This is a genomic window from Pseudooceanicola batsensis HTCC2597 (assembly GCF_000152725.1).
Taxonomy (GTDB): domain Bacteria; phylum Pseudomonadota; class Alphaproteobacteria; order Rhodobacterales; family Rhodobacteraceae; genus Pseudooceanicola; species Pseudooceanicola batsensis.
Genome location: NZ_CH724132.1, coordinates 67,096 through 90,049, shown reverse-complemented (window position 1 = coordinate 90,049; position 22,954 = coordinate 67,096). Strand labels below are relative to the sequence as shown.

Annotated in this window: 24 protein-coding genes; 17 read left to right on the top strand and 7 right to left on the bottom strand. The window is 59.6% G+C overall.

What is annotated here, in order from left to right; genetic code table 11:
* The first annotated feature begins 46 nt into the window (after nucleotides 1-46).
* The 4 genes from merA to OB2597_RS20585 all read left to right on the top strand — a co-directional run bounded on the left by merA (nucleotide 47) and on the right by OB2597_RS20585 (nucleotide 5,074).
* Nucleotides 47-1,498, top strand: coding sequence for a mercury(II) reductase (merA, locus tag OB2597_RS20600; protein WP_009807474.1), 1,452 nt, complete (start codon nucleotides 47-49; stop codon nucleotides 1,496-1,498).
* Nucleotides 1,499-1,768: 270 nt separating this feature from the next.
* Nucleotides 1,769-3,403, top strand: a complete 1,635-nt coding sequence (locus tag OB2597_RS20595; RefSeq protein ID WP_009807475.1) for a Mu transposase C-terminal domain-containing protein — start codon at nucleotides 1,769-1,771, stop codon at nucleotides 3,401-3,403.
* 1 nt (nucleotide 3,404) lies between these two features.
* Nucleotides 3,405-4,286 (top strand): TniB family NTP-binding protein, encoded by an 882-nt coding sequence (locus OB2597_RS20590; RefSeq protein WP_038147410.1) that lies wholly within the window; start codon nucleotides 3,405-3,407, stop codon nucleotides 4,284-4,286.
* Nucleotides 4,223-5,074 carry a TniQ family protein gene (locus OB2597_RS20585; RefSeq protein WP_207287098.1) on the top strand — a complete coding sequence of 284 codons (852 nt, stop codon included), beginning with the start codon at nucleotides 4,223-4,225 and terminating at the stop codon, nucleotides 5,072-5,074. The genes OB2597_RS20590 and OB2597_RS20585 overlap by 64 nt, the downstream gene beginning before the upstream one ends.
* Here the strand turns inward: OB2597_RS20585 and OB2597_RS20580 are convergent.
* From OB2597_RS20580 to OB2597_RS20560, 5 genes are all read right to left on the bottom strand, one after another.
* Complete coding sequence (locus OB2597_RS20580) at nucleotides 5,071-6,051, bottom strand: cation diffusion facilitator family transporter (RefSeq protein ID WP_009807478.1); 981 nt, start codon at nucleotides 6,049-6,051, stop codon at nucleotides 5,071-5,073. The genes OB2597_RS20585 and OB2597_RS20580 overlap by 4 nt on opposite strands.
* A gap of 1 nt (nucleotide 6,052) precedes the next feature.
* Entirely contained in the window at nucleotides 6,053-6,715 is a 663-nt protein-coding gene (locus tag OB2597_RS20575) for a TVP38/TMEM64 family protein (protein WP_008327266.1), read from the bottom strand.
* A 3-nt stretch (nucleotides 6,716-6,718) separates the two neighbouring features.
* Nucleotides 6,719-7,168, bottom strand: a complete 450-nt coding sequence (locus OB2597_RS20570) for a DUF6010 family protein (protein WP_009807479.1) — start codon at nucleotides 7,166-7,168, stop codon at nucleotides 6,719-6,721.
* A 161-nt stretch (nucleotides 7,169-7,329) separates the two neighbouring features.
* Complete coding sequence (locus OB2597_RS20565) at nucleotides 7,330-7,767, bottom strand: ion channel (protein WP_222481193.1); 438 nt, start codon at nucleotides 7,765-7,767, stop codon at nucleotides 7,330-7,332.
* Nucleotides 7,768-7,855: 88 nt separating this feature from the next.
* Nucleotides 7,856-8,329, bottom strand: a complete 474-nt coding sequence (locus tag OB2597_RS20560) for a rhodanese-like domain-containing protein (protein ID WP_008327269.1) — start codon at nucleotides 8,327-8,329, stop codon at nucleotides 7,856-7,858.
* A 188-nt stretch (nucleotides 8,330-8,517) separates the two neighbouring features.
* Between OB2597_RS20560 and OB2597_RS20555 the strand changes: the two genes are divergently transcribed.
* The 7 genes from OB2597_RS20555 (at nucleotide 8,518) to ccmI (ending at nucleotide 15,206) form a co-directional block, all read left to right on the top strand.
* The gene (locus tag OB2597_RS20555; RefSeq protein ID WP_007803380.1) at nucleotides 8,518-9,240 is read left to right on the top strand and encodes a response regulator; all 723 of its coding nucleotides are present in this window, start codon (nucleotides 8,518-8,520) and stop codon (nucleotides 9,238-9,240) included.
* Nucleotides 9,240-10,706, top strand: coding sequence for an ATP-binding protein (locus tag OB2597_RS20550; protein ID WP_009807480.1), 1,467 nt, complete (start codon nucleotides 9,240-9,242; stop codon nucleotides 10,704-10,706). The genes OB2597_RS20555 and OB2597_RS20550 overlap by 1 nt, the downstream gene beginning before the upstream one ends.
* Nucleotides 10,642-10,947, top strand: coding sequence for an SHOCT domain-containing protein (locus OB2597_RS22605; RefSeq protein WP_222481198.1), 306 nt, complete (start codon nucleotides 10,642-10,644; stop codon nucleotides 10,945-10,947). The genes OB2597_RS20550 and OB2597_RS22605 overlap by 65 nt, the downstream gene beginning before the upstream one ends.
* Nucleotides 10,948-11,012: 65 nt before the next feature.
* Entirely contained in the window at nucleotides 11,013-13,013 is a 2,001-nt protein-coding gene (locus OB2597_RS20540) for a heme lyase CcmF/NrfE family subunit (protein WP_012187039.1), read from the top strand.
* Between the two features lie 8 nt (nucleotides 13,014-13,021).
* The gene (locus OB2597_RS20535; RefSeq protein WP_009807483.1) at nucleotides 13,022-13,588 is read left to right on the top strand and encodes a DsbE family thiol:disulfide interchange protein; all 567 of its coding nucleotides are present in this window, start codon (nucleotides 13,022-13,024) and stop codon (nucleotides 13,586-13,588) included.
* Nucleotides 13,585-14,058: a cytochrome c-type biogenesis protein gene (locus OB2597_RS20530; protein ID WP_009807484.1), complete on the top strand. Its 474-nt coding sequence runs from the start codon at nucleotides 13,585-13,587 to the stop codon at nucleotides 14,056-14,058. Before OB2597_RS20535 ends, OB2597_RS20530 begins: the two co-directional genes overlap by 4 nt.
* Nucleotides 14,055-15,206: a c-type cytochrome biogenesis protein CcmI gene (ccmI, locus tag OB2597_RS20525; protein WP_008327282.1), complete on the top strand. Its 1,152-nt coding sequence runs from the start codon at nucleotides 14,055-14,057 to the stop codon at nucleotides 15,204-15,206. The genes OB2597_RS20530 and ccmI overlap by 4 nt, the downstream gene beginning before the upstream one ends.
* A gap of 28 nt (nucleotides 15,207-15,234) precedes the next feature.
* Here ccmI and OB2597_RS20520 read toward each other — a convergent pair whose 3' ends face one another.
* Together OB2597_RS20520 and OB2597_RS20515 are read right to left on the bottom strand one after the other, a co-directional pair.
* The gene (locus tag OB2597_RS20520; protein ID WP_009807485.1) at nucleotides 15,235-17,364 is read right to left on the bottom strand and encodes a protein-disulfide reductase DsbD family protein; all 2,130 of its coding nucleotides are present in this window, start codon (nucleotides 17,362-17,364) and stop codon (nucleotides 15,235-15,237) included.
* Nucleotides 17,365-17,647: 283 nt separating this feature from the next.
* The gene (locus OB2597_RS20515) at nucleotides 17,648-17,950 is read right to left on the bottom strand and encodes a DUF2933 domain-containing protein (RefSeq protein WP_007803398.1); all 303 of its coding nucleotides are present in this window, start codon (nucleotides 17,948-17,950) and stop codon (nucleotides 17,648-17,650) included.
* A gap of 155 nt (nucleotides 17,951-18,105) precedes the next feature.
* Here OB2597_RS20515 and OB2597_RS20510 point away from each other — a divergent pair, with 155 nt between their 5' ends.
* The 6 genes from OB2597_RS20510 to OB2597_RS20485 all read left to right on the top strand — a co-directional run bounded on the left by OB2597_RS20510 (nucleotide 18,106) and on the right by OB2597_RS20485 (nucleotide 22,953).
* Nucleotides 18,106-18,666 carry a L,D-transpeptidase gene (locus tag OB2597_RS20510; RefSeq protein ID WP_009807486.1) on the top strand — a complete coding sequence of 187 codons (561 nt, stop codon included), beginning with the start codon at nucleotides 18,106-18,108 and terminating at the stop codon, nucleotides 18,664-18,666.
* A gap of 28 nt (nucleotides 18,667-18,694) precedes the next feature.
* A complete protein-coding gene (locus tag OB2597_RS20505) occupies nucleotides 18,695-19,153 on the top strand; it encodes a c-type cytochrome (protein ID WP_007803401.1) in 459 nt (152 codons plus the stop codon).
* 369 nt (nucleotides 19,154-19,522) lie between these two features.
* Complete coding sequence (locus OB2597_RS20500) at nucleotides 19,523-20,116, top strand: c-type cytochrome (protein ID WP_007803403.1); 594 nt, start codon at nucleotides 19,523-19,525, stop codon at nucleotides 20,114-20,116.
* 2 nt (nucleotides 20,117-20,118) lie between these two features.
* The gene (locus OB2597_RS20495; protein ID WP_007803405.1) at nucleotides 20,119-21,036 is read left to right on the top strand and encodes a c-type cytochrome; all 918 of its coding nucleotides are present in this window, start codon (nucleotides 20,119-20,121) and stop codon (nucleotides 21,034-21,036) included.
* A 43-nt stretch (nucleotides 21,037-21,079) separates the two neighbouring features.
* Nucleotides 21,080-22,474 carry a multicopper oxidase family protein gene (locus OB2597_RS20490; protein ID WP_007803406.1) on the top strand — a complete coding sequence of 465 codons (1,395 nt, stop codon included), beginning with the start codon at nucleotides 21,080-21,082 and terminating at the stop codon, nucleotides 22,472-22,474.
* Complete coding sequence (locus tag OB2597_RS20485; protein WP_007803408.1) at nucleotides 22,471-22,953, top strand: c-type cytochrome; 483 nt, start codon at nucleotides 22,471-22,473, stop codon at nucleotides 22,951-22,953. The genes OB2597_RS20490 and OB2597_RS20485 overlap by 4 nt, the downstream gene beginning before the upstream one ends.
* Nucleotide 22,954 lies beyond the last annotated feature (1 nt).

Genomic DNA, 22,954 nt, shown 5'->3' with positions numbered 1-22,954 from the left:
ACCGCCGCCAAGATGGTGGCGCCCGGTTCAAGTAAAGGAAATGAAAATGGATCAAACCGTCAAGGAACATGATTGCTGCTCTTCGAAGGATGTCGGCGCCGACAGTTATGACCTGATCGTCGTCGGTGCGGGCTCTGCCGGGTTCTCGGCTTCGATCACTGCAGCTGAAGCCGGAAAGCGGGTGGCGCTTGTCGGGCACGGCACCATCGGCGGCACCTGCGTGAACGTCGGCTGCGTTCCGTCCAAGGCGATGATCCGCGCCGCAGAGGCGGCCCATGGTGGCGCGTCCGCTGCCCGGTTCCCGGGCATTGCGTCCTGCGAACATGCGGTGGATTGGCCAGCCGTTGTGAAAGGCACGACCGATCTGGTCGCGGAGATGCGGCACAAGAAATATATCGACCTGCTGCCCGCCTATGAGAACGTCACCTATATCGAGGACGGCCCGGCGCGATTGGTCGAGGGTGGCGTCGCTGTCGGCGGGCGGGTGATATCCGCCCCGCGCATCCTGATCGCCACCGGCTCGCGCCCCCATCAACCTGCCATCAAAGGCATCGACACCGTGGAGACCCTCGATTCCACCGGTCTGCTGACCCTGCCCGACCGGCCCGAAAGCATCATTGTGCTGGGCGGCGGCTATATCGGCTGCGAGTTGGCGCAGATGGCCTCAAGGCTGGGGGTGAAAGTCACGCTTGTGACCCGCTCGCGCCTTCTGCCCGGCGCCGAGCCGGAGGTGGCCCAGGCGCTGACGCAAGCGCTGAAGACCGAAGGCATCGCGGTCGAGACCGGTCTTGCTTACGTCTCGGCCGCGAAAGCTGCGGGCGGCGTCATTCTGACTGTCGAACGCGATGGAAAGACCGAGGTTTTGTCCGCCGAACGGCTGGTTGTGACCACCGGACGGGTGGCCAATTCCGAGAACCTCGGGTTGGAAGATCTCGGGATAGAGACCGACGCGCGCGGCTCGATCAAGGTCGGTCCTGACATGGCCACGACGCGGGCCGGCGTCTGGGCGGCGGGCGATGTCACCGACCGTGACCAGTTCGTCTACATGGCCGCCTACGGTGCCAAGGTGGCAATCAACAATGCCCTTGGACTGGAGCCAATGCGCTATGAGAATGCGGCGATGCCATGGGTCGTGTTCACCGACCCGCAAGTGGCCGGTGTCGGCGTTTCAGAGGCTGGGGCCAAGGCGGCGGGGCACGAGGTCAAGATCAGCGTGATCACGCTCGACAACGTCCCGCGCGCCGCCGCGGCCCGCAACACCCGCGGCGTGATCAAGCTGGTGGCCGACGCCAAGACCGACCGCCTGCTGGGCGGCCAGATCGTGGCGCCCGAAGGCTCGGACACGATCCAGACGCTGGCAATGGCGCTCAAGTTCGGCATGACCTCCAAGGCCCTCGGCGAAACGATTTTCCCATATCTGACCACGGTTGAAGGGCTGAAACTTGCGGCCCAGACTTTCGACAAGGATGTGGCCAAACTCAGCTGCTGCGCGGGGTAATGCCATGGTGCTGAAGGAAAGGACCGATCTTCTGTCGACACTTCCCGGTGCGTTGATCGCTTGGGGTCTGCCCATTGCAGCGATGATCTTGGCGATCGGTATCCCGCATCCGATCAAGACCTGGTGTCGCGTAGCCCTTAATTGTGAGATGGGAAATCCAACGAAATCAACGGCTGAGTTTTGCCCTTAAATATGAGATTTTGCCTTTAATTCTGATATTTTTGCCCTTAAACCTGAGACAGGGTTCACAGACATTTGCGGCAAATATCGATGAATGATGATGGCGAAGACTCCGTTGCCGTTGGTGCTGAAGAGGCGCGCAGGGCCGCGGTGCTGCGCCCTCTTGTTCAGGCATATCTCAATGGGACTGGCAGCCTGGAACGTGGCATCAATGACGCCGTTTGGGAGCTTGGTGTCAGCAGGGCGACGGTCTGGCGTTGGATAAAACGGTTGGCGGAAGAGGGTGGGCGCACCAGCGCTCTGGCTCCGCGGAAACGGGGCCGCCCGACCGGGACGATGTTAATATCCAGCAAAGTCGAAGCGGTAATCGAGGAGCACCTTCGCCGCTATTTCTTGCGCCGGGAGCGTTCGAGCTTGTCGCGCGTCGTGACAGAAATCCGCAGCGCTTGCTGGCAGGAGGGCTTGCAACCGCCGACACGGCGAACGGTTCAGCGTCGTCTGGATGCGATGGATGCCCGCGAAGTTGCGAAGGCACGAGAGGGCGCAAAGGCGGCCCGCCAGAAATTTGCGCCGGTCACAGGTGAGAACAAGGCCAGTATGCCACTGGAGATCGTCCAAATTGATCATACACCGGCGGACATCATTCTTGTCGACGGCTTTGAACGCAAACCAATTGGGCGGCCTTGGGTCACGCTGGCGATCGACGTCGCAACGCGGATGGTGACCGGATATTACACCTCTCTCGAGGCACCTTCGCGTCTGTCAGTGGCGCTTTGCCTGACACAGGCGGTGACCCTCAAGGAGGAACTTCTTGCGGAATTGGCGTGCGATGTTCCTTGGCCGGCACAGGGCAAACCGCACAGCATCCACGTCGATAACGGTCGCGATTTCCGGTCGCGCGCCTTTCGGTCGGCCTGTGCGGATTGGGGGATCGATCTGGTCTATCGACCGCCAGCAAGTCCTCACTTCGGTGGTCACATCGAACGGTTGATCGGCACCATGATGGGGGCCGTTCACCTGTTGCCGGGAACAACGCAATCCTCGATCGCGGCAAAGGGCGACTATGACGCCGAAAGCAAGGCCACGATGACGTTGAGCGAATTCGATCGCTGGTTTGCTCTGGAAATCTGCCGTTACAACAACAGCATTCATTCAAGTCTTGGCTGCACGCCCGTTGCCAAATGGGAGGCGCTCTCAGAGCAAATGACAGGCGACATCCCCTTCGAGATGGAAGCCTTTCAGGTGAGCTTCCTGCCGAGTGAACTGCGCAAGATCAGGCGTGACGGCATCCATCTGTTCCAGATAAGGTACTGGTCCGATGCCCTTGCAGGCCACATTGGGCGCGGGGATGGAAAGGTGGTCGTTCGCTACGATCCTCGCGATATCTCAATGATCTGGGTCGAACTGGACGATGGCCGGTATGTTGAGGCGCGGTACAGAAACCTGGAAATTCCGCCCGTCTCGCTCTGGGAATATCGCGAAGCGATGAGGAAGGCCCGTGCCCTTGGCAAGTCCGGGTCTAATGAGCTGGTGCTGGCTGAGCTGATCCGACAGCAACGCCAGATCGAAGCTGAAAGCCGGGGCCTGACGAAGGCCGAACGCAGAACCCGTGAAAGAAAAGGGACATTGAAGGGCACGAACTCGGCCGTCTCGACAACCGAAGGGCTGCGCCCGATCGATACGGGTGATACATCGCGCCCATTGTTCAAGGTGGAGAGATGGTGAATTGAGGGCAGGGACAACTGAAGAAGACGGCCGGATCGCCCTCATTCAATCGGATATCTGGATCGGCTTTCCTCGGGCGGAACAGGTGTTGGACCGCTTGCAGGGCATGATCGAAGCGCCACGACAAACCCGTATGCCTGGGCTTCTTGTGCATGGCGCCTCCGGGATCGGAAAGACGATGATTGCCCGAAACCTGTCGCGCAAGTACGCACCAGAATACGATCCGGCGTCGGGCATCACCCGCACACCGCTTCTGCTGTTGCAAGCGCCGCCCGCACCTGATGAACGGCGGTTTTACCTGCACATCCTGGCCGCCGTCGGCGCCCCGGCGACGGCTCTTAGCGCCCGCGCTCAAAATGTGGCTTCCCTCGAAGTCCGTGTCATCGCGCTCTTACGCGACCTTGGCCTGCGGATGATCATGATCGACGAGGTCCACAATCTCTTGGCCGGGACCCACCGCGAACAGCGCCGATTTCTCAATGTCCTGCGGTATCTCAGCAATGAACTCGAGGTGTCACTGGTCTGCCTTGGGGTCAGCGAGGCCGTCGATGCTATTCGCGGTGATATCCAGCTTGCCCGACGGCTGGACGAACATCATCTGCCAAACTGGCGCGACGATGCCGAGTTCTCGGACATGATCCAGACCCTTATTGCTGCCATGCCACTGGAAAAGAAGTCCAACCTGAAGGTCAAATCTCTCAAGCAGGTCTTGGCACTGACCGGTGGGGTGACCTCGCGCATCTTCGCTCTGGTCAAGGATCTTTCCATCGACGCCATTATCACAGGCGAGGAATGCATCACCGATGACGCAATCGCAAAATGGACGCCGGTTTGGTCGCGCCATGCGAACCCCCATCGGCGGCTCCAGAAGTCCCGGGTGTGAAGCCGCACCCGCTGCCCAAGACTGTCGCGCCGCTGCCAGACGAGTTGTTGTCAGGTTGGTTGTCTCGGCTGGCGGCGGCCAACTACTGTGATGATGCGGAACTACTGGCTCATCTCAGAATCGATACCGCGCATGGCACCGCCTTGGACTTCAACGTCGACGCGGCTGCGGCGGCGAAGATTGCCAACGCCGCACGGGTTAACCCAGATGTTGTTCGATCTTTGACCTTTCCGGCAATGACGCCACGAGAAGCCTCACTGACGGCTCAGATGCCATTCCAGCATTGCCTGCGATGCTCCAGAGAGGGTCTTTTGCTCAGGCATTGGAGGCGGGCCTGGGCATTTGACTGCCAAGTTTGCGGGACGAGACTTGTGCAGACCCTTGGCAAACTCCGTGAGGAACAAATATCTGGAAAACTGATATACCGAGCGCGCCGCGGGGCAGAGATGCTTGAGTGCGCCGCGCGCTCGCGCGGCCCCAAGCAACTTCGGCGCGCAATGCGCGCAGTCACCTTTGCCATGTCACTCAAAACCTTCCGCGGGGATCCGTCGTTCGCTGTCCAGAACCCCAGATCGGAAGTTAGGCTGTTCTGCCTCGCCGCAATCGCCGCCGCTCGATCTCATCCCTTGGCTAAGGCAGCCATCGTCAGCAAAAGCATCGACGACTATGCAAGGGTTGCTCTCTTGCGCGCCTTCGAGAAGGAGCCTCGATTGCTTGCCGCGGTTGATCACATCGCGCAAAGGTGCGCGAGAAACAGGGGCCCCATGACAGCCGTATCTCACAATTAAGGGCAAAAATTGTCGCCAAACGCGTCGCGTCTCAGATTAAAGGGCAACGCGACAGCAGCCTTTGCAGCCGCTATCTGGACTATATCAAGATCCCGCGCGTGGCGCTCGTCGAGACACTCTGTTTCGAGCTGCAGCGTGACCATGTGAAACCCATGCTGTTCCGTCAGCCGCCGATAGGCCCGGTTCAGCAGGTCCGCGGCCTCTGCGGGCTCACCATGGCGGATATGGGCAGAAAATGCGTGTTTGCCGCTGGTCAGCGTCCAGGCATGCACATGGTGAACGTCCAGAACCCCGTCCTGGCCGCGCAGGTCCGTCGTCACAGCCTCGAGATCCGTTCCCTCTGGCGTGCCTTCCATGAGGATGTGGACCGCTTCCTTGATGACGCCGACGGAGGCCCAGAGGAGAACCACCCCGAACGCCATGCCGAGGATCGGGTCAATCGCCAGAAAGCCGGTGAACTCGATCACTAGAGCGGTGACGATGATCAGGAGGCTGCCGACAAAGGTCTGGATGATGTGCCAGAGCGCACCACGGGCATTCAGATCGTCCTTGCTCGATTGCCACATCAGCCCCAGCGAGATCACTTCGGTGACCAGGCCTCCGAAGGCGACCCAGAGCATGGGACCCGTGGCCAGGTGAATCGGATTCCCGAGCCGCATCGCGCCCATCCAGATCACCAGAAGCGCCATACCGAGAAGAAAGCCGCCATTCACCAGTGCCCCGATGATCTCGGCGCGGTACCAGCCGAAACTCCGCGCCGAATCCGCCGGGCGGCGCGCAATGCGCTGCGCGATGATGGCCACCAGAACGCCGCCAACCGCCGACAGGGTGTGAAACGCATCCGACAGGACGGCAATCGAGCCAGTCCAGAGCCCGACGGCCAGTTCAATCACGAAGTAGACGCCGGTGAGCCAGGCCGAAATCACAAGGGCCTTGCCGGAACTCGGCATATGCCCGGCGTGGGAATGACTGGCCATATCAGCTCTCCTTCCGTTTCGTACCGGTCTTTCGCGTCGCGGCGAAGAGAACCGACAGGCCGGTAAAGCCACCCAGCGCAAGTGCGGTCCATGTGGCAGTGCGGGCATCGCCGTTCATCGCCTGGCTGCCCATGTGAGCGAGCAAGAAACTCGCTGGAATAATCCCGGCCATCGTGGCCAGCGCGAACCTCCAAAGATGCAGCTTGCTCAGACCTGCGGCGTAACTGATCATATCGAAGGACAGAAACGGCAGCAGGCGACTGCCGAAGACCAGGAAGGTCAGAGTGTTCTGGGACCCGAACAGGCCTGCGTTAATCTTCTGACCGAGATGACGCTCAACGAAGGGACGACCCAAGCCGCGGGCCAGACCAAAGGCGGCAAGCGCACCGAGTTCCGCACCTAGAACGACGAAGAGCGTCCCGTACGTGTGTCCATAAGCCGCTCCGGCGGCGAGTGCGATTGGCGCCGAGGGCAGGGGGCTTGCGACAATAGCGATTGTCATGAGCGCCACGATGACAATTGGTCCGGCAAGACCTGCCGCCTCGATCCAGCGGTCAATTTCCGCGCGATCCGGCAGGCGAATGTCAACGCCAAGGACGTCCGGGAAGGCCAATGCGACGACTCCCATCAGGAACACCGCCATAAGAAGGATGCGCATCATCATGGATCAAAACACGGCATAGAGCAGAACGAAGAACGTCGCTGCCAAAAGGTCAAAGGCCACGCAGAATGGAATATACCAGTTCGGAATCCGGGCGAGACGATAAGAATTGTGGTGTGACATGTCCCAAAGGGCGTGAAGGGCCAAGCCCAAGGGGAGGAAGGCCCACTGCCATATCAGCCCCAGGAACGCTGCTAAGCCGAACAAAAGGGCGACCGCGAGCTCTGCCCAGAACACGCGCGCTCTGCCGTCCGCAGCGCCAAAGCTGATATAGGCACCGCCAATCAAAGCAAGCGTGATCGAAGCAAGAGCTATCGAGCTTTGCTCATCCAAAAAAAGGTGAGCCGGCAATGTGAGAACGACAAGCAACACGCCAACCCATACGGGAGATTTCAAGATATCCCCGTGTCGATGGTGCGATACGTGATCGCCTGTCTTTTCGAAAATCTGTGCCATGGCTTTGTACCTAGGGATTCCAGCAACTGGAAGGTCAAGGGCTATTCATCCACGCGCGCAACGCAGCGCTCACTCAACCGTTCCACGGTGAGGTCAAAGGACCGATATCAGGACGTATTTGACGCTGACGCCAAGCTCATGTCCGACGCGCGTGGCGATTTTCAGTCATCTTTCGCCTTCTGCCAGACTTGCTGGCAGGCTGAGTAAAGAAACGTCGCTGACCAGGTCAGCAACATGAAGCCCAAAAGCGATTGCAGCATCAGCAATAGTCGAAAGGGCCCGACCACCTCTATGGACGAATAGCCAAGGGTCGAGAACGAGATGCCCGTAACATAGAGAACATCCTGAAACATCGGAGGGCTGTTGCTGAACGATTGCGGCAGAACGCTTGCCACCACCATCGTGTTGAACACGGCGAGCGTCACAAGTTCCAAGACATGCAGCAACAGCAACGTGGAAAACGTCAGGATGATCCGAAAGCCGGAGCCATCCGACCGCTGCGGGGAAAACTTCAGAATGCCCGACAACGCATAATGATGGACAATTCCCATCACGATCGCCGCGCATATTCCGACAAACATAGCCATCAACTCGGTCATACACCCAAACCCGTCTTCCTGTTCAAACAGGTCAATTTGACCATACATCAGGCTTTTAGCACAACGGGACCAATTGATTCTTCACTGGTCAGGCCAACGCGGGGGGCAACCCGTTCAGGGCGACATCCACCGGAACGGTCGGCAAGTTCGATGCGATCCAGCCAGGCCCTTCGCCTGATCCCAACATCCCTTCCGAGATATCGGCGTAGCCCGAATAACCAGCTTGTCTCAACGCTCGAAGCAGCGATGCGGAGCGTCCGCCAGTGGCGCAGATCAGTCCAACAGTGCGATCACCGCTCAGTTCCTTGGCCCTGAACAATCGGTCCGGAAAACCGGACGCGTGCATGCTTATCGGCCATACACCAGCACCTACGCCGGTTTCTTGCCACTCTTTGTGCGTTCTGACATCGATGATCCGCGCCGTATCCGATAGAAGCGCGTCAAAGGCATTCTCTGCCGACCAGACAGATCGGCTCTGCGCCAACAGCGGTGACGCCGCGACGGTCAGCACCGTCATATGAGCACCCAGAACGAAACGGCGCCGGTTCAAATCAAGAGCCATATTCGAAAACCTCATCCTTTGATCGGTTGCGATCCCAAAGGTCACATAACATACGCGCGACGCTACCCGGGAGCACGACACGGTGCAGGCACAGATTTGTATCCATCTGTAGCAAGGGACTGACCTGATACAAACGGCTACAATTCTGCCCATGAAACAGAATGCAACGATGATCTAGGAAGGACGCCATGGGACCGCCACCTCATATCCTTATCGTGGACGACCACGCTCAGATACGCGAAAGCGTCGCGCGCTTCCTGGAGAAGAACGGAATGCGCACGACCGTCGCCAGGGATGCCGTGGAGATGGATGCCAAGCTGGCCACTGGTCACTTCGACCTCCTCGTGCTCGATGTCATGATGCCGGGCGAGGACGGTTTGTCGGTTTGCCGCAGACTTGCGCCAGAGGGTGATCTTCCGATCATCATGCTGACGGCGCTTGGTGAGGAAACGGATCGGATCGTGGGTCTGGAAATCGGTGCGGACGATTATCTCGCCAAGCCGTTCAATCCACGAGAACTGCTCGCCCGCATCAAGTCGGTTCTTCGGAGAAGCAACCGCGACGAACCTGTGGCCGGAAGCCTCGCTGGGAGGAAAGTCTCTTTTGCGCACTGGATACTGGATACCGACCGGCAGGTGCTGATTGACGAGTCCACCACCGAGACCCCATTGACGACCTCCGAGTTCAAATTGCTGGCGGTCCTGCTGGAACGCGCGAGGATGGTGCTCAGCCGTGACCAGTTGCTTGACCTGACCGCTGGTCGGACGGCAGGCCCGATGGATCGCACCATCGACAATCAGATCAGCCGTCTCCGCCGCAAAATCGAGCCGGATGTACTTAGGCCCAGTGTCATCAAAACGGTGCGGAACGGCGGATACTGTCTGGCTGCCGATGTCGAGGATGCGCCGTGATGCGCCGTGCGATGAGATCTCTGAGCGGCCAATTGATCCTGCTTGTGGTCGCGGCACTTGTCGTGGCCCAGGTGATCAGCCTGTTCCTGTTCGCCGACGAGCGCAGCCTTGCGATCCGTGCAGCTTTAGGATTCGAGGCCGCGGGTCGCGCAGCGAATGTCGCGCGGTTGATCGAAGAGGCCCCGCTGGATCTGCAGGACTCGATCCTTCGCGCGGCAAATTCGCCTCTGATCCGGTTCGATCTGTCGGACGCTCCGATCGTGGATCACACCGGTCATTCGGACGGCGGCATCGTGGAAGCGCGCATACGCGCCCTGATGGATGACAGCTACAGCCGGGATATTCGCGTTGAATTGCACGAGGTCGAGGGCGAGTTGCGGCCTCTTCCCAATCTCTCGGACGAGATGACAGAAATGCATCTCGCGATGATGCGCGGAGAGTTGACAGCGGTTGAAATGAACCTGTCCATCGCCATCAAGGGAGCGCGTTGGCTGAATGTCGGAACGCGGTTCGAGCGACCGCCGATCCAATGGCCTTTCTATTCGATGCTGACCTTCGGGATTTCCGCCGGACTGCTTCTGGTGGCGATCTTCTGGTTTGTAATGACGCGCCTGACGCGTCCTTTGCGGCACCTGTCGAAGGCCGCGGACCATCTTGGCCGGGGCGAAGATGTGGGCGAATTGGCGGTCACAGGGCCGACCGAGGTCAGAGATCTGACCGTCGCATTCAACCGCATGCAACGACGGCTGACCCGGTTTGTCAGTGATCGTACACGTATGCTCGCAGCCCTTGGCCACGATTTACGCTCGCCGTTGACTGCCATGCGTGTCCGCGCGGAGCTGGTTGACGAAGAAGAGACGCGGGACAGCCTCATCGCATCGGTCGAAGAGATGCAGAGTATGGTCGAAGCGACGCTCACCTTTGCACGCGGCCTTACCGGATCCGAAGGTGCCGAAGTGGTCGATCTGCGCAATTTTCTGGACAGCTTGTGCAGCGATATGGCGGCACACTGCACCTTTGCCCCGAGTGATGATGTTGCCGTGCGGCTTCGACCCAACGCGTTCCGAAGGGCACTGAGGAACTTGCTTGAGAACGCCGTTCGCTACGGTGGTGCCGCAAAAGTCAGCTGGGCGACCCACGGTTCGAACCTCGTACTCAACATCGATGACAATGGGCCCGGCATTCCCGTCGACCAGTTGGAAAAGGTCTTCGATCCGTTCTATCGCCTCGAGCAATCGAGGTCTCTGGAAACGGGCGGTTATGGGCTTGGGCTCTCAATCGCGAGGACAATCGTCCAATCCCATGGCGGCGATATCCAGCTGGTCAATCAGAACAGCGCGGGTTTGCGCGCTGTTGTCACCATCCCGTTGGATGAAACCGAACTGATCGAAGGAGAAACAGATGAAACTGAACGCGTTGATCCTGCCGTTGCTGGCCAGCTTGCCCGCCAGCATGGCGCAGGCTGATGGACCAGGCTCCTGGACGGGGCACATGTGGGGCAGTGGCTATGGCTTTATGGGCGGCTTCATGATGCTCGCCTTCTGGGGTGCGCTGATCGCATTGGTGGTGTTTCTGGTGTTCAGGCTGCGGGACAATGGCACCCGTCCCCCGGACTCGGACGCGCAGGAAGCGCTCAGGCGCCGCTTTGCAAATGGGGAAATCGACGAAGAAGAGTTCCGTCGCCGCAAAGCAACGCTCGACGAATAGACCCCGCCGCGGACGCCAAAGCCGTCCGACGCGACGCCCACCGACGCTGAATAGGAAAGAACGCCATGGTCCCGGAAATTGGTCACTTCGCACTGGCCCTCGCACTGGCGCTTGCGCTTGTTCAGAGTGTTCTACCGATTGCAGGTGCGTCGCGTAGAAATGCCGTCTGGATGAAATCCGCCCAGGCGACGGCAATAGGACAAGTGCTGTTTGTGGCCATCGCCTTCGCAGCGCTGATGCAGGCTTTCATCGTCAGCGATTTTACCGTCAGGAACGTCGTCGAGAACTCCCATTCGCTCAAGCCAATGCTCTACAAGGTGGCCGGGACCTGGGGCAGCCATGAGGGTTCGCTGCTGCTCTGGATCCTGATACTCGCGGTGTTCGGCGCGGGCGTCGCCTGGTTCGGATCGAACATCCCCGCCGAGACCAAGGCGCGCACCTTGTCGGTGCAGGCGTGGATCAGCGTCGGCTTCCTGTCCTTCCTGCTGCTGACGTCGAACCCCTTCGAGCGGGTGTTTCCGCCGCCGCTCGACGGCAATGACCTCAACCCGTTGCTTCAGGACATGGGTCTCGCCATGCACCCGCCGCTCTTGTATTTCGGGTATGTCGGCTTCTCCATCGTGTTTTCCTTTGCCGTTGCGGCTCTTCTGGAAGGGCGCGTCGATCCGGCCTGGGCCAGATGGGTCCGCCCGTGGACATTGGCCGCGTGGGTCAGCCTTACGGCAGGTATCGCTCTTGGATCGTGGTGGGCCTATTATGAACTGGGCTGGGGCGGCTGGTGGTTCTGGGACCCGGTCGAGAACGTGAGCTTCATGCCCTGGCTTCTGGGCACGGCGCTGCTGCATTCCGCCATCGTCACCGAAAAGCGCGACGCGTTCAAAAGCTGGACCATCCTACTTGCCATCCTGACTTTCTCGCTTTCGCTGCTCGGGACGTTCATCGTCCGGTCAGGCCTGCTTACATCCGTGCATGCCTTCGCCGTCGATCCAGAGCGCGGGCTTTACATTCTGGGTCTGCTGGCCGTGTCCATCGGTGGGTCGCTGGCGCTCTACGCCTGGCGGGCGCCCGAAATGGAGCCGGGTGGTCTGTTTCGCCCGATCAGCCGCGAGGCCGGGCTGCTCGTGAACAACCTCATTCTGGCCGCCGCTACGGGAACGGTCCTGTTCGGGACGCTTTATCCACTGATCCTGGAGGCTGTCACCGGGGACAAGATCTCGGTCGGTCCACCTTTCTTCAACGCGGCCTTCATTCCGATGATGCTGGCACTGGTCGTGTTCATGGGTCTTGGTCCATTCCTGTCGTGGAAGCGGGCTGATATCGCCGGTTTGCTCGATCGCATCCAATTCGTGGCCGTGCTGGCGGTCATTGCAGCCTTGGCCGCATGGTATCTTCTGAACGGTGGGCCGATCATGGCCTATCTTGCCATCCTCGGCGCAGCGTGGCTGCTTTTTGCGACCCTGCGGGAATGGGCGCTACGCATCCGTCTGTTCGAGGTTTCCCTTGCAGAGAGCGCGAGACGCGTGCGCAACCTGCCACGCGCCTCTCACGGTATGACGCTTGCCCATGCCGGCGTCGCTGTGTTGATGATGGGGATGATCGGCTCGACCGGATGGAAGAGTGAGGAGATCGTCTTTGCCGCCCCCGGGACCGAAGTCACGATCGCCGGGTTCGACATCACCTTCGAAGGGGCCGCAAAGGTTCAAGGGCCGAACTACATCGCGGATCGCGGCACCCTTGTGGTGCGTCGGGATGGCGAATTGGTCACGACACTTTTCCCGGAACGGCGGTATTACCCGGTCGCGGAAAGCCAGACGACGGAGTCGGCCATCCGCTCCACATTGGCGGGTGATCTCTATACGTCGATTGCAACGCCAGCCTCCGATCAAGTGAACAACGCCGGAGCATGGACCCTTCGGATCCTCTATGAACCGCTCGTCAACCTGATCTGGATCGGCTCGATCCTGCTGGTGATCGGTGGCTGTTTGTCCTTGTCGGATCGCCGTTTGAGGGTCGGGGCGCCGCGCCGTGCCAAACAGCCAGCCACCGATGCCGTTCCTGCCGAGTAGGAGAGAAGATGAAACGTCTCATTGCCGGGCTGCCGTTTATTGCGGCGGTCATATTCGGTGGGTTTTTTCTCTGGGGGCTCAATCCCGACCGGGATCCCAACGAGATCCCTTCCGTCCTGATCTCGCAACCGGCCCCGGCGTTCGACCTCGATCCCGTGCCGGGGTTGGAGACACCCGGCCTGGCCCGAAGCGATCTTGTCGGCAACGAACGACCGGTCGTGGTCAATGTCTTTGCGTCCTGGTGCGTGCCCTGCCGCGCGGAACATGCCGTGTTGACAAGATTTGTCGAACGAGACGGCATGCGGTTGTTCGGAATAAACTACAAAGACAAACCTGAGGATGCCGTGAAGTGGCTCAATGACCTCGGCAATCCCTACGAGCGGATCGGGTCCGACCTGTCGGGCCGGACCGGGATCGAATGGGGCCTGTCGGGCGTGCCGGAAACCTTCATCGTCGATAGCGATGGCACCGTTTTGTTTCGCTATGTCGGGCCGGTCGTGGGTCCGGACGCCGTCGAACGGTTCACGCAAGCCCTGAAGCAGGCAGGCGCACTGCCAAATGGAGCAGGTTCATGAGACAGTTGATTTTCGCGTTTTGCATCGGGCTCCTTCCCTTTGCCGCCAATGCGGTGGAACCGGACGAAATGCTGACCGACCCGGTATTGGAACAGCGTGCGCGGGAGATTTCCAAGGATCTACGATGCGTCGTCTGTCAGAACCAGGACATCGACAGTTCGAACGCGGGTGTGGCGCGGGACTTGCGTCTGCTCGTACGCGAGCGCCTGGTCGTTGGAGACAGCGACGCGGAGGTGATCGAATACATACGGGCGCGGTACGGGGATTACGTGCTGCTGAAACCGCCTCTGGAGCCTGCGACCTACGCGCTTTGGTTCGCTCCGATCGCTTTCGTTCTGATCGGGGTTTTCGTTGGTGGCGGGCTACTGATGAGTCGGCGAAAGCAAGAGGCATTTGAAGACTTGGGCTCGGAGGATGAGAACACCGTGTCCGAAATTCTCAGGCAAAACGAAGCGGGGGATGCGTCATGATCTGGGGTATTTTCGTTCTTTTGACGCTGGTCGCAATCGGAATTGTCCTCTACCCGCTGCTGCTGTCCAAATCGAACACTCTCACCAGAGGGGATGCGGTACCGGCGATCCTCGCCGATCAGATGCGGGAAATCCAACGAGACATGGACCGCGGTTTGATTTCTGAACAGGAAGCTCAAGCGGCCAGACTCGAGATCAAGAAACGGATCCTCGCGACGACCCGCAATTCGGAAGAAAAAGCCGGATCATCCCGTAATGGTGGCAGAGTCACTCTCGTTGTCGCGGCGGTCCTCGCGCCGGTTATTGCCGCGGGCTACTATCTGACGATGGGATCGCCGGAGGTTCCTTCAATGGCCTTCGCTGCCCGTGCAGAGGAGCGGGCACAGACTGATGAAGTGACGGCGCTGGCAATACAACTTCGCGAAAGGCTTGTATCCGATCCGACCGGCGGCCCTAGCGAAGGGTGGATGCTGTTGGGCCAGACCTATCAGCGCATGGGCAGAGCAGCCGATGCCGTCGAAGCCTTCGAAGTCGTTGCCGAACGGGAGGATGCCACCTCCGCGACATTCTCCATGCTGGCAGAGGCTGTCGCGGTTGCCAATGACGGCGTTGTTATTCCACGGGCGAAATTGGCCATTGATCGCGCTTTGGACCTTGACCCATCCAATCCTGCGGCAACCTACTTCGAGTCTCTGTATTACTTTCAGCAAGAAGAGACGCGTAAGGCCTACGATCTGCTTGTTTCACGACTGAATCAGGAAGAGGCTTACGTTCCCTGGATGGAGACCTATGCAGCGCAGATCAACCGGATTGCAGCGGCAGCTGACCTTCCGGTCGTCAATCTACCCAGCGGGCCGACGTCGCAACCAGGCCCGAGTGCCGCAGATGTCGCGGCGGCGTCGGAGATGAATGACGCGGATCGCGCGGAGTTCATCCGATCGATGGTCTCGCGGCTGGCCGAGCGTCTTGAGGATGAACCGGACGATCTGGATGGTTGGATGCGGCTGGCAAATGCCTATACCGTCCTTCAGGAGCCCGATCGCGCCGTTGAGGCCTACCGCAAGGCTGAAGCGCTGTTGGAGCAGCAGCCCGCCAGTGATCCTCGGCGTGCGGCGGTCCGTGCCGCGCTTGAGCGGCTCGGCGGCTGACTACTGCTCGGTGTCCCGGTCGAGCAGGTCACTCCTGTCCGGCAACCTTTGCGGAAACATCCCGACCACTGGCTTGCGCCAAGGCGTTCATCACGTCCTCGGTTTTTAGCAATTCGGACAGCACAATGCCGTTCGGTGCCGATGGTCCGTAGACGGCATTGAAGGGGATGCCGTATCTGCCGAAACTCTCAAGGTAGCGGGAAATGCGCGTGTCCGGGCGTGTCCAATCTGCCTGCATCGCCGTGACTCCAGGCGCTTCAAGCGCGCTCCGGACTGGCTCCCGATCGATGATAAGTGTCTTGTTCGCTTTGCAAGTCAGACACCAGTCAGCGGTCACATCGACAAAAACGACCTCTCCTGCGGACACGCGTTTCGCTATTTCCGAACGATCAAATGCGATCCAAGCCATTGCCAACTGCGGCGTCGAACGCGCAGGTGCTGATTGCTGCAAGAGAGGACCTGCGGCAATGGCCAGGACAAGGCTGGCTATGGCAATAGACCACCTGAATTGGGACTGCACATTCGGGAGAGATAGTATCAGAACGGCGAGACCGGACAACGCCGCGACCGCGATGACAGACGCAAGCCCGGCGACACCGTCGAGCACCCAGAACAGCCACACGGCGGTTGCAAGCAACAAAACCCCCATGACGCTTTTGATGATCAGCATCCATCGACCAGGCTTGGGCATGAATGCGACCAGACGCGGGAACGCGGCGATGACGAGATAGGGCAGGGCGAGGCCGAGCCCGAGGCTCGTAAAGACGATGAGGATGTCCACGCCACGCCCGGCCAAAGCAAAGGCCACCGCGGTGCCGAGGAACGGTGCCGAACAAGGCGTCGCCATGACGGCACCGAACATGCCAGTGAAAAAGTCGGCGGAATACCCGTTGCGTCCTCCGGCCCCTGCAAGCCGCGTCTGCATGCCGTGTGGAAGGGCGAACTCGAACGCTCCGAACAGATTTGCCGAAAAGACGAGCAGGACAGCGATCATCGCCGCAAGAAACAGCGGGCTTTGAAACTGCAAACCCCACCCGACGCTGAGGCCTGCCGTCTGGAGCGCCCAGAGGACGAGCGCCAGACCCCACATGAACGTCATGATGCCGGCGCTGGCAGCGACGAAACCGAACCGGACACGGGTTGTGTCGTGATCGGTGTGTTTGAGCACAGACGACACCTTGATGGACAGCACCGGCAGCACGCAGGGCATCACATTCAGGATCAATCCGCCCAGCAGCGCGATCGCGGCAATCCAGATCAGTTCCATCATGTCCGGTGTCGTGGCGGCCAGTTCAAAGGGTGGTGCTATTCCTTGCGCCACGCGATCCGCGATGATCGTGAAGGCCCGGTTCTCGCCGTCGGTGACGGTAATCGACGGAGCCACTGTCACATCCGTATTCGACGAGAGGATCGGCAAGCGCGCCCAAAGCAAACGATCCTCTTCTCCCAAACGGATATCGGGTTTGCCAAGCGCAACACCCATACCCAGTTCGGGAAACACATCCGGCGACTGGAGTGGTTCATCGACGCGAAGGCTGACGATCAACTCCGTGAGGTCTTCGTCGATGAAGGCATTTGCCTCGCTGACGCCGCTCGTCTTGGCCCCTTCGGGGACGCGCTCGGAAAACGTACCGATCAGCCCAGCCGAAGTGCTGTCGATGACGTTGCCCCGTCCGAGGCGAAGTGACAGGTCAAACTCTTCCGGGACACAGACATTGGAGCACACCAGCAGTTTGACCTGCGCGGAAAGAGTCACAGGTGCGCCGGGATCTTTGAGCGTTATGCGCAGCGGAAAGACGACTTCACCCGCATAACCAAAATTTTCGATGCCGAAGGCGGTGAAGCGCGTCGGGGCGGGCCACATGAATTCGACATCTGCGACGTTTTCGGAACCGCTCCATTCGACCGAAGGCGGTATTCCCACCTCGCCCGCCGACCGCCAATAGGTCTTCCAGTTTTCGTTCAGTTGAAGGTGAAGCCCGGCTGACAGAGTCTGTGTGTTCTCGGGAACGCCGTCCTGTACACTAATGAGATGCGCGGTGAGTGGCGCGCTCTGGTATTCAGCAGAGGTTGCTGCCGCGACACTTCCAGAGACAACGGCCAGGAGCACGAAGGGAATAAGCAAAACCCGTCGCAGGATCAAAAGGCAATCGATCAAGATACCTGCTTCCTTCCCATATTTTCCGCAGATTTCGCCAGGACGGCGGAAATTGCGTCAAAGTCCACCTGTGGCAAAACCCTGACGACCGTCCGCACAGACAATTCGCGCAACGCCAGTCGCAGAAGATGAAAGGGTTCGACACCCATCCGGCAGAAGGTCTGACGCTTGCTTCGTGGACACGATAGCCTTCAGATCTAGGCAGTCTGCAAGGCTTCCCGCGCAACCTCCAAGTAATGTAACCATCAACAGCAATACGAATACCTTTGCTTTCCCTCGCACATCACTGCCTGTTGCGGGCGACGCTAGGAATCACGGAACTTATGGGCTCGGGCGCTTCCTCGATAGTATCGTTTGCCTTGTCGGAATGGCACGATTTCCCCATGAATCTATGCATCACAAGATGCGCTCCAACGCACAACAGGAGCGGGGCGAAAGCCGATGCATTGCCCCACATACCCGCAAGCGTTCCGCCAGCGAGAAAAAAACCGATCACGGGCAACAGCATCACAATGCAACACGCCATCATTCCGTAATGCATGAGCTTGTCTGTAATCGGCTTATTCTTGGGATTTTCGTCGTCCATGACACCCTCTTTGTCTCGTTCCTGGCGTCATTTGCGACCCTCCAGCAGGGTAAGGTCAAGGATACAAATGGATACACTTCTCGCGGCCTTGTCAGGTTGCCTGATGCCGGGTCTCCCGTAAAAGACATGTACAAACCGTAGGCTAGGAGTGTGTCATGACGACATCGCGAAACAACAAGATCAATCGACGAAGCCTGTTGGGGTATGCGGCTGTCGCTTTGGTTGCACCAAGCGTGGTTCGAGCCGAAACCATTCGCCGCAACATTTCTTCTTTCCGAGTTCATGACTGGCAAGACCATTTCGACACGCTCGGCAAAGGGATCATCATCTCAGACACCGTGACGATGGCGCTACAGCACTGGACAGCGGACGGCGAGATGCGGATTTACCCGACATCCGTTCCGCTGACCGACGAACTCACCAAACGCGGTTACACTGAAGTGGTGGAAAAACGCAAAAACCCCAGTTGGGCGCCGACGCCCTCCATGCGGGAACGCAATCCGGAATGGCCGGCACGTATCGAGGGGGGTGATCCGGACAACCCCTTGGGTACTCGCGCACTGTACCTGTCGTGGCAGTACTACCGTATTCACGGGACACAGGACACGCGCAAGATCGGCCGCCGGTCGTCAAACGGCTGCATCGGTTTGTTCAACGAACAGATCGAGGAAGTCTACGAGCGAGCGCCTGTCGGCACTCAAGTCAAACTCATCTGACCCAACGGGCAAGGCGGAAGATACAGGCATGGACAAATTAACTGCGCTGATTGGTGCCGTTTTTGTTATCGGCGGGGGTTTTGCCGTTTGGCAGTTCGTTGGAGCCGAAGATTTAGCGGTTGGCCACTCCATGACGCCACCTGACACAAGCGAGATTGCCGAAGGCGATCCGATCGTCCAGGTCCAGCTGCCTGACGCACTCTCGCAGCAGGCGGCGCTTGGGAAGAACATATTCGAGGCAAAATGTTCCGAGTGTCACGGCGAAAATGCCGCCGGTCGCAACGGTGTTGCGCCGCCTCTCGTGCACAAGATCTACGAACCGAGCCACCATTCGGACATGGCTTTTGTTCTGGCAGCTCAAAACGGCGTCCGTGCACATCACTGGAATTTCGGTAATATGCCTAAGATCGAGGGATTGACCCAAGGAGACGTCAAGATGGTGGCCGCCTATGTCCGCGAATTGCAGCGGGCCAACGGGATCAACTGATGCGTTGGTCGAAGACGAACCGATGGATTCTGTCGGCCGTTTTCGGCCTTTTCCTTGTAGTACTCGGGGTGCCAGAGGCGCCGGTATATCATGGTGAAACGTCGTTGGGGCAGGAATACCATGGTCACGAAGACGCAGGGCCATCGACCGAGGCCTCTGGCCACTGCCATCCAGGCCTCGATTGTTCTGTCCCGGCAGCGTTATTGCTTCAGCCGAACATGGCGTACGAGCCTTCTTTTCTGAAAGCCGTCATGCAAGACGGCGCGATCCAACGAACCGAATTGCGCCCGATCAGCGATCCTCCACCGCCCCGACGGTGGGTCTGATTTCACATCGCTCGAAAAGCAGACCCAAAGAAGGATCGAAGACATGAAAAAGACGACTATCGTAGCGGCAGTGTTGATTGCAGGTACTGCGGTCACGGCATTCGCGCATAGCGGTGCCACCGGCATCGTGAAAGAGCGCATGGATGCCATGCTTGCAATGGGGAAGGCGGTCAAGACCGTGGCCCCGATGATGCGGGGCGAAACGGCCTATGACGCAGAAACAGTGCGCGATGCCGCGCGCCTGTTCCAGCAGCACGCCGGTGAGAGCATGACAAAGCTGTTCCCAGAGGGCACAGGGGGCATGCCCTCGGAAGCCAAGGACGAGGTGTGGACCGACTGGGAGCGCTTCGCGGCATTGGCAAGTCAGCTGGAAGAATACTCTGAGGGCCTGGAACGCGCAGCCGACAATGGATTGGGCGGCATGAGCGGCAATACCTCCATGGATGGCGCCTCGATGATGGGCGGCGGGTCAATGATGGGAGGCGATACAACCATGATGGGCGGGAGCACGATGATGGGCCGAGGCGACATGATGGATGCGGCCGCCATTGCCGAAATGCCCGCCGACGCAGCATTCGCGATGACGACCCAGGTCTGTTCCGCATGCCATGAACGCTTCCGGGCGGAAGAAGACTGACCATGCGCCGGTTCTTGACACTCGTCAGCGGGGCCGCCGTGCTGGGCGCGGCCAGCCTCGGCGTCGTGATTGCATGGCCTGTCGGCAGTGCAGTGACTCCGATTGCAATAGAGGGCAATGTCGACCGGGGCGCATATCTGGCGCGCGCCAGTGGGTGCATTGCCTGTCATACCAATTTTGAAGCGGGCGGCGCACCACTTGCCGGAGGGGCGCCGCTCGAAACCCCGTTCGGAACGTTCTACCCGCCCAACCTGACGACAGACCCGGAACATGGCATGGGCGAATGGACGGCAGAACAGTTCGCAAAAGCCGTGCGGCAAGGCATCGGCCCCGATGGAACGCCGTACTATCCGTCTTTCCCGTACACCTTCTATGCGGATTTTTCTGATCAGGATATCGCTGACCTCTGGGCGGCGTTTCAAACCGTGCCGCCCGTGGACGAGCCTGCACCAGAAAATGATGTCAGCTTCCCATTCGACCAACGATGGGGGCTGAAGCTCTGGCGAGCGGCGTTCTTCTACGATCCGGATACCGAACCGATTGAAGGGCGAAGCGACGCATGGAATCGAGGACGGGAATTGGTGCGCGGTGCGGCACATTGCGGAGCCTGCCATACGCCGCGCAATCTTGCGGGAGGCCGCGATATCGGTGCTTCCTTTGCAGGCAACGCCCAGCTTCCCGGTGGCAGCAAGGCCCCCGCGATACGGCCAAAAGACCTGGTCAAAAATGACTGGACGGTTTCAAACCTCGCTTATGCGCTCCAGACCGGCATCACCCCTTCGGGCGATGCTTTCGGCGGCAGCATGGCGGAAGTGGTTCGCGAGGGAACTCGGTTTCTGACACCTGCCGATCGCGAAGCGATGGCGCTTTTCCTGCTGAACAAGGACACGGTCGAGGCGGAGAACCCCGCGTCGAACTAACACCACGCGGGGGCAACACGCCCCCGCTTTCTCGAGGATCGAAATGAGACAAACACGTCGGGATTTCTTGCGCCATGCAACACTGGCGGCCTGCGCGGCGGCCATCCCGCAGTCGGCTTTTGCCGCGACCCCGTTCGAGGACCTGATTGCCAAGGTTGCACGTCGACAGCTTCTTCCGGACACCTACCCGGAAACAGAGATCTGGGGCTATGACGGCCTCGTTCCGGCCCCGGAAATCAGGGTCACACAAGGCGATCGGGTGCGTCGCAGGTTTCGCAACGAGGTACCCGATCCCAGTTCGGTTCACTGGCACGGAATCCGGATCGACAACGCGATGGATGGCGTTTCAGGGCTGACCCAAGAGGCCGTAGCGCCGGGTGGAACCTTTGACTACGACTTCGTCGTACCGGACGCGGGCACCTATTGGTATCACGCGCATAATCGCTCATACGAGCAAGTCGCGCGTGGTCTGCGCGGTGCCTTGATCGTCGAAGAGGTCGATGGACCGGACATCGACCGCGAGGAAGTCATCGTTCTGGAGGACTGGTTGCTCGACCCTGAGAGCGGGCAGCTGTTCGACAATTTCGAACAGCCCATGATGATGAGCCACGGTGGACGTACCGGCAACTTTATCACGACCAACGGGCGCTATGACCTGACCTTGCCCGCGCAGCGCAACGAGCGCATTCGCTTGCGGATCATCAACGCAGCAAGCGCTCGAATTTTCCCGCTGAGGCTCTCTGGATTCAGTGGCTGGACGGTGGCCGTGGATGGAATGCCAACCGGCCAACCCCAGTCGGTTGACGGCGAGTTGATCCTCGGCCCGGCACAGCGCGTCGACTTAATTGTGGATGTGACCGAAGACGAAGGCGGCACCGCCCAATTGCTTCGCATCGGCGATGATGATCAACTGACCCCGTTGGTGAGTTTTCTGGTCAACGGCACAGCCAGTTCAGTACCAAGAGGCAAGCCACTGCCGTTGCCGCCGAACCCCGCGGCACACGCCCCGGACCTTGCCGATGCGCGTGATTTGCGACTGGTCATGTCCGGCGGGGCAATGGGGCGAATGCAGTCCGCATTGCTTGGCGGGGAACGTCTTGGATTCCGTCAGCTTGCCCAAGCGGGCAAATTCTGGGCCCTGAATGATGTCGCCGAAATGACCTACACGCCACTGGCCGATCTATCCCTGAACGAGCCGGTGCGCCTGAAGATCGAGAACCAGACCGTTTTCCCACATGCGATGCACCTGCACGGGATGCATTTCCGCGAGCTGCGCCCCGACGGCGCGTTCGGGCCGATGCGGGACACGATCCTGTTGGCCGGCAACGAGTCCCGGGAGATCGCCTTTACGGCAGACAATCCCGGCAAGTGGCTGTTCCATTGCCACATGCTCAGCCACGCCGCATCTGGCATGACAACCTGGATACGGGTCACATGAGATATCTCGTTTGGTCCCTTCCGATCACTGTCGCAGCAGCCGCCTTCACGTATTGGCTCTCGACCAGTGCATCCTCGGATGTCGGCAGCGCGTCCAGGGCGGAGAGCTACGACATCGAAGAAGGCGCGTTGCTCTACGCAGAAAACTGTGCGTCTTGTCATGGCGCGGGTCTGGAAGGCCAGCCGGAATGGCGAACGCCCGGCGCGGATGGGCGCCTGCCAGCACCACCACATGATGAGACGGGTCACACCTGGCATCATCCTGACAGCCTGCTCTTCGATTACACAAAACTGGGGGGTGCGGCGCTTCTGGCGCGTCAGGGCGTCGAATTCGACAGTGGCATGCCCGGTTTCGCAGACGTGCTGACCGACCAGCAAATTCACAACATCCTGGCCTTCATCCGGTCCACCTGGCCAGACCGCATCCGCGAAGTCCAGGCCGCGCGGACAGAAGCCGACGAACAACGGGGAGAGAACTAAA

What these genes read in the sequence shown, in the direction of transcription:
- merA (WP_009807474.1), top strand. Translation starts at nt 47, where the DNA reads ATGGATCAAACCGTCAAGGAACATGATTGCTGCTCTTCGAAGGATGTC.
- OB2597_RS20595 (WP_009807475.1), top strand. Translation starts at nt 1,769, where the DNA reads ATGAATGATGATGGCGAAGACTCCGTTGCCGTTGGTGCTGAAGAGGCG.
- OB2597_RS20585 (WP_207287098.1), top strand. Translation starts at nt 4,223, where the DNA reads ATGGACGCCGGTTTGGTCGCGCCATGCGAACCCCCATCGGCGGCTCCA.
- OB2597_RS20580 (WP_009807478.1), bottom strand. Translation starts at nt 6,051, where the DNA reads ATGGCCAGTCATTCCCACGCCGGGCATATGCCGAGTTCCGGCAAGGCC.
- OB2597_RS20575 (WP_008327266.1), bottom strand. Translation starts at nt 6,715, where the DNA reads ATGATGATGCGCATCCTTCTTATGGCGGTGTTCCTGATGGGAGTCGTC.
- OB2597_RS20570 (WP_009807479.1), bottom strand. Translation starts at nt 7,168, where the DNA reads ATGGCACAGATTTTCGAAAAGACAGGCGATCACGTATCGCACCATCGA.
- OB2597_RS20565 (WP_222481193.1), bottom strand. Translation starts at nt 7,767, where the DNA reads ATGACCGAGTTGATGGCTATGTTTGTCGGAATATGCGCGGCGATCGTG.
- OB2597_RS20560 (WP_008327269.1), bottom strand. Translation starts at nt 8,329, where the DNA reads ATGGCTCTTGATTTGAACCGGCGCCGTTTCGTTCTGGGTGCTCATATG.
- OB2597_RS20555 (WP_007803380.1), top strand. Translation starts at nt 8,518, where the DNA reads ATGGGACCGCCACCTCATATCCTTATCGTGGACGACCACGCTCAGATA.
- OB2597_RS20550 (WP_009807480.1), top strand. Translation starts at nt 9,240, where the DNA reads ATGCGCCGTGCGATGAGATCTCTGAGCGGCCAATTGATCCTGCTTGTG.
- OB2597_RS22605 (WP_222481198.1), top strand. Translation starts at nt 10,642, where the DNA reads ATGAAACTGAACGCGTTGATCCTGCCGTTGCTGGCCAGCTTGCCCGCC.
- OB2597_RS20540 (WP_012187039.1), top strand. Translation starts at nt 11,013, where the DNA reads ATGGTCCCGGAAATTGGTCACTTCGCACTGGCCCTCGCACTGGCGCTT.
- OB2597_RS20535 (WP_009807483.1), top strand. Translation starts at nt 13,022, where the DNA reads ATGAAACGTCTCATTGCCGGGCTGCCGTTTATTGCGGCGGTCATATTC.
- OB2597_RS20530 (WP_009807484.1), top strand. Translation starts at nt 13,585, where the DNA reads ATGAGACAGTTGATTTTCGCGTTTTGCATCGGGCTCCTTCCCTTTGCC.
- ccmI (WP_008327282.1), top strand. Translation starts at nt 14,055, where the DNA reads ATGATCTGGGGTATTTTCGTTCTTTTGACGCTGGTCGCAATCGGAATT.
- OB2597_RS20515 (WP_007803398.1), bottom strand. Translation starts at nt 17,950, where the DNA reads ATGGACGACGAAAATCCCAAGAATAAGCCGATTACAGACAAGCTCATG.
- OB2597_RS20510 (WP_009807486.1), top strand. Translation starts at nt 18,106, where the DNA reads ATGACGACATCGCGAAACAACAAGATCAATCGACGAAGCCTGTTGGGG.
- OB2597_RS20505 (WP_007803401.1), top strand. Translation starts at nt 18,695, where the DNA reads ATGGACAAATTAACTGCGCTGATTGGTGCCGTTTTTGTTATCGGCGGG.
- OB2597_RS20500 (WP_007803403.1), top strand. Translation starts at nt 19,523, where the DNA reads ATGAAAAAGACGACTATCGTAGCGGCAGTGTTGATTGCAGGTACTGCG.
- OB2597_RS20495 (WP_007803405.1), top strand. Translation starts at nt 20,119, where the DNA reads ATGCGCCGGTTCTTGACACTCGTCAGCGGGGCCGCCGTGCTGGGCGCG.
- OB2597_RS20490 (WP_007803406.1), top strand. Translation starts at nt 21,080, where the DNA reads ATGAGACAAACACGTCGGGATTTCTTGCGCCATGCAACACTGGCGGCC.
- OB2597_RS20485 (WP_007803408.1), top strand. Translation starts at nt 22,471, where the DNA reads ATGAGATATCTCGTTTGGTCCCTTCCGATCACTGTCGCAGCAGCCGCC.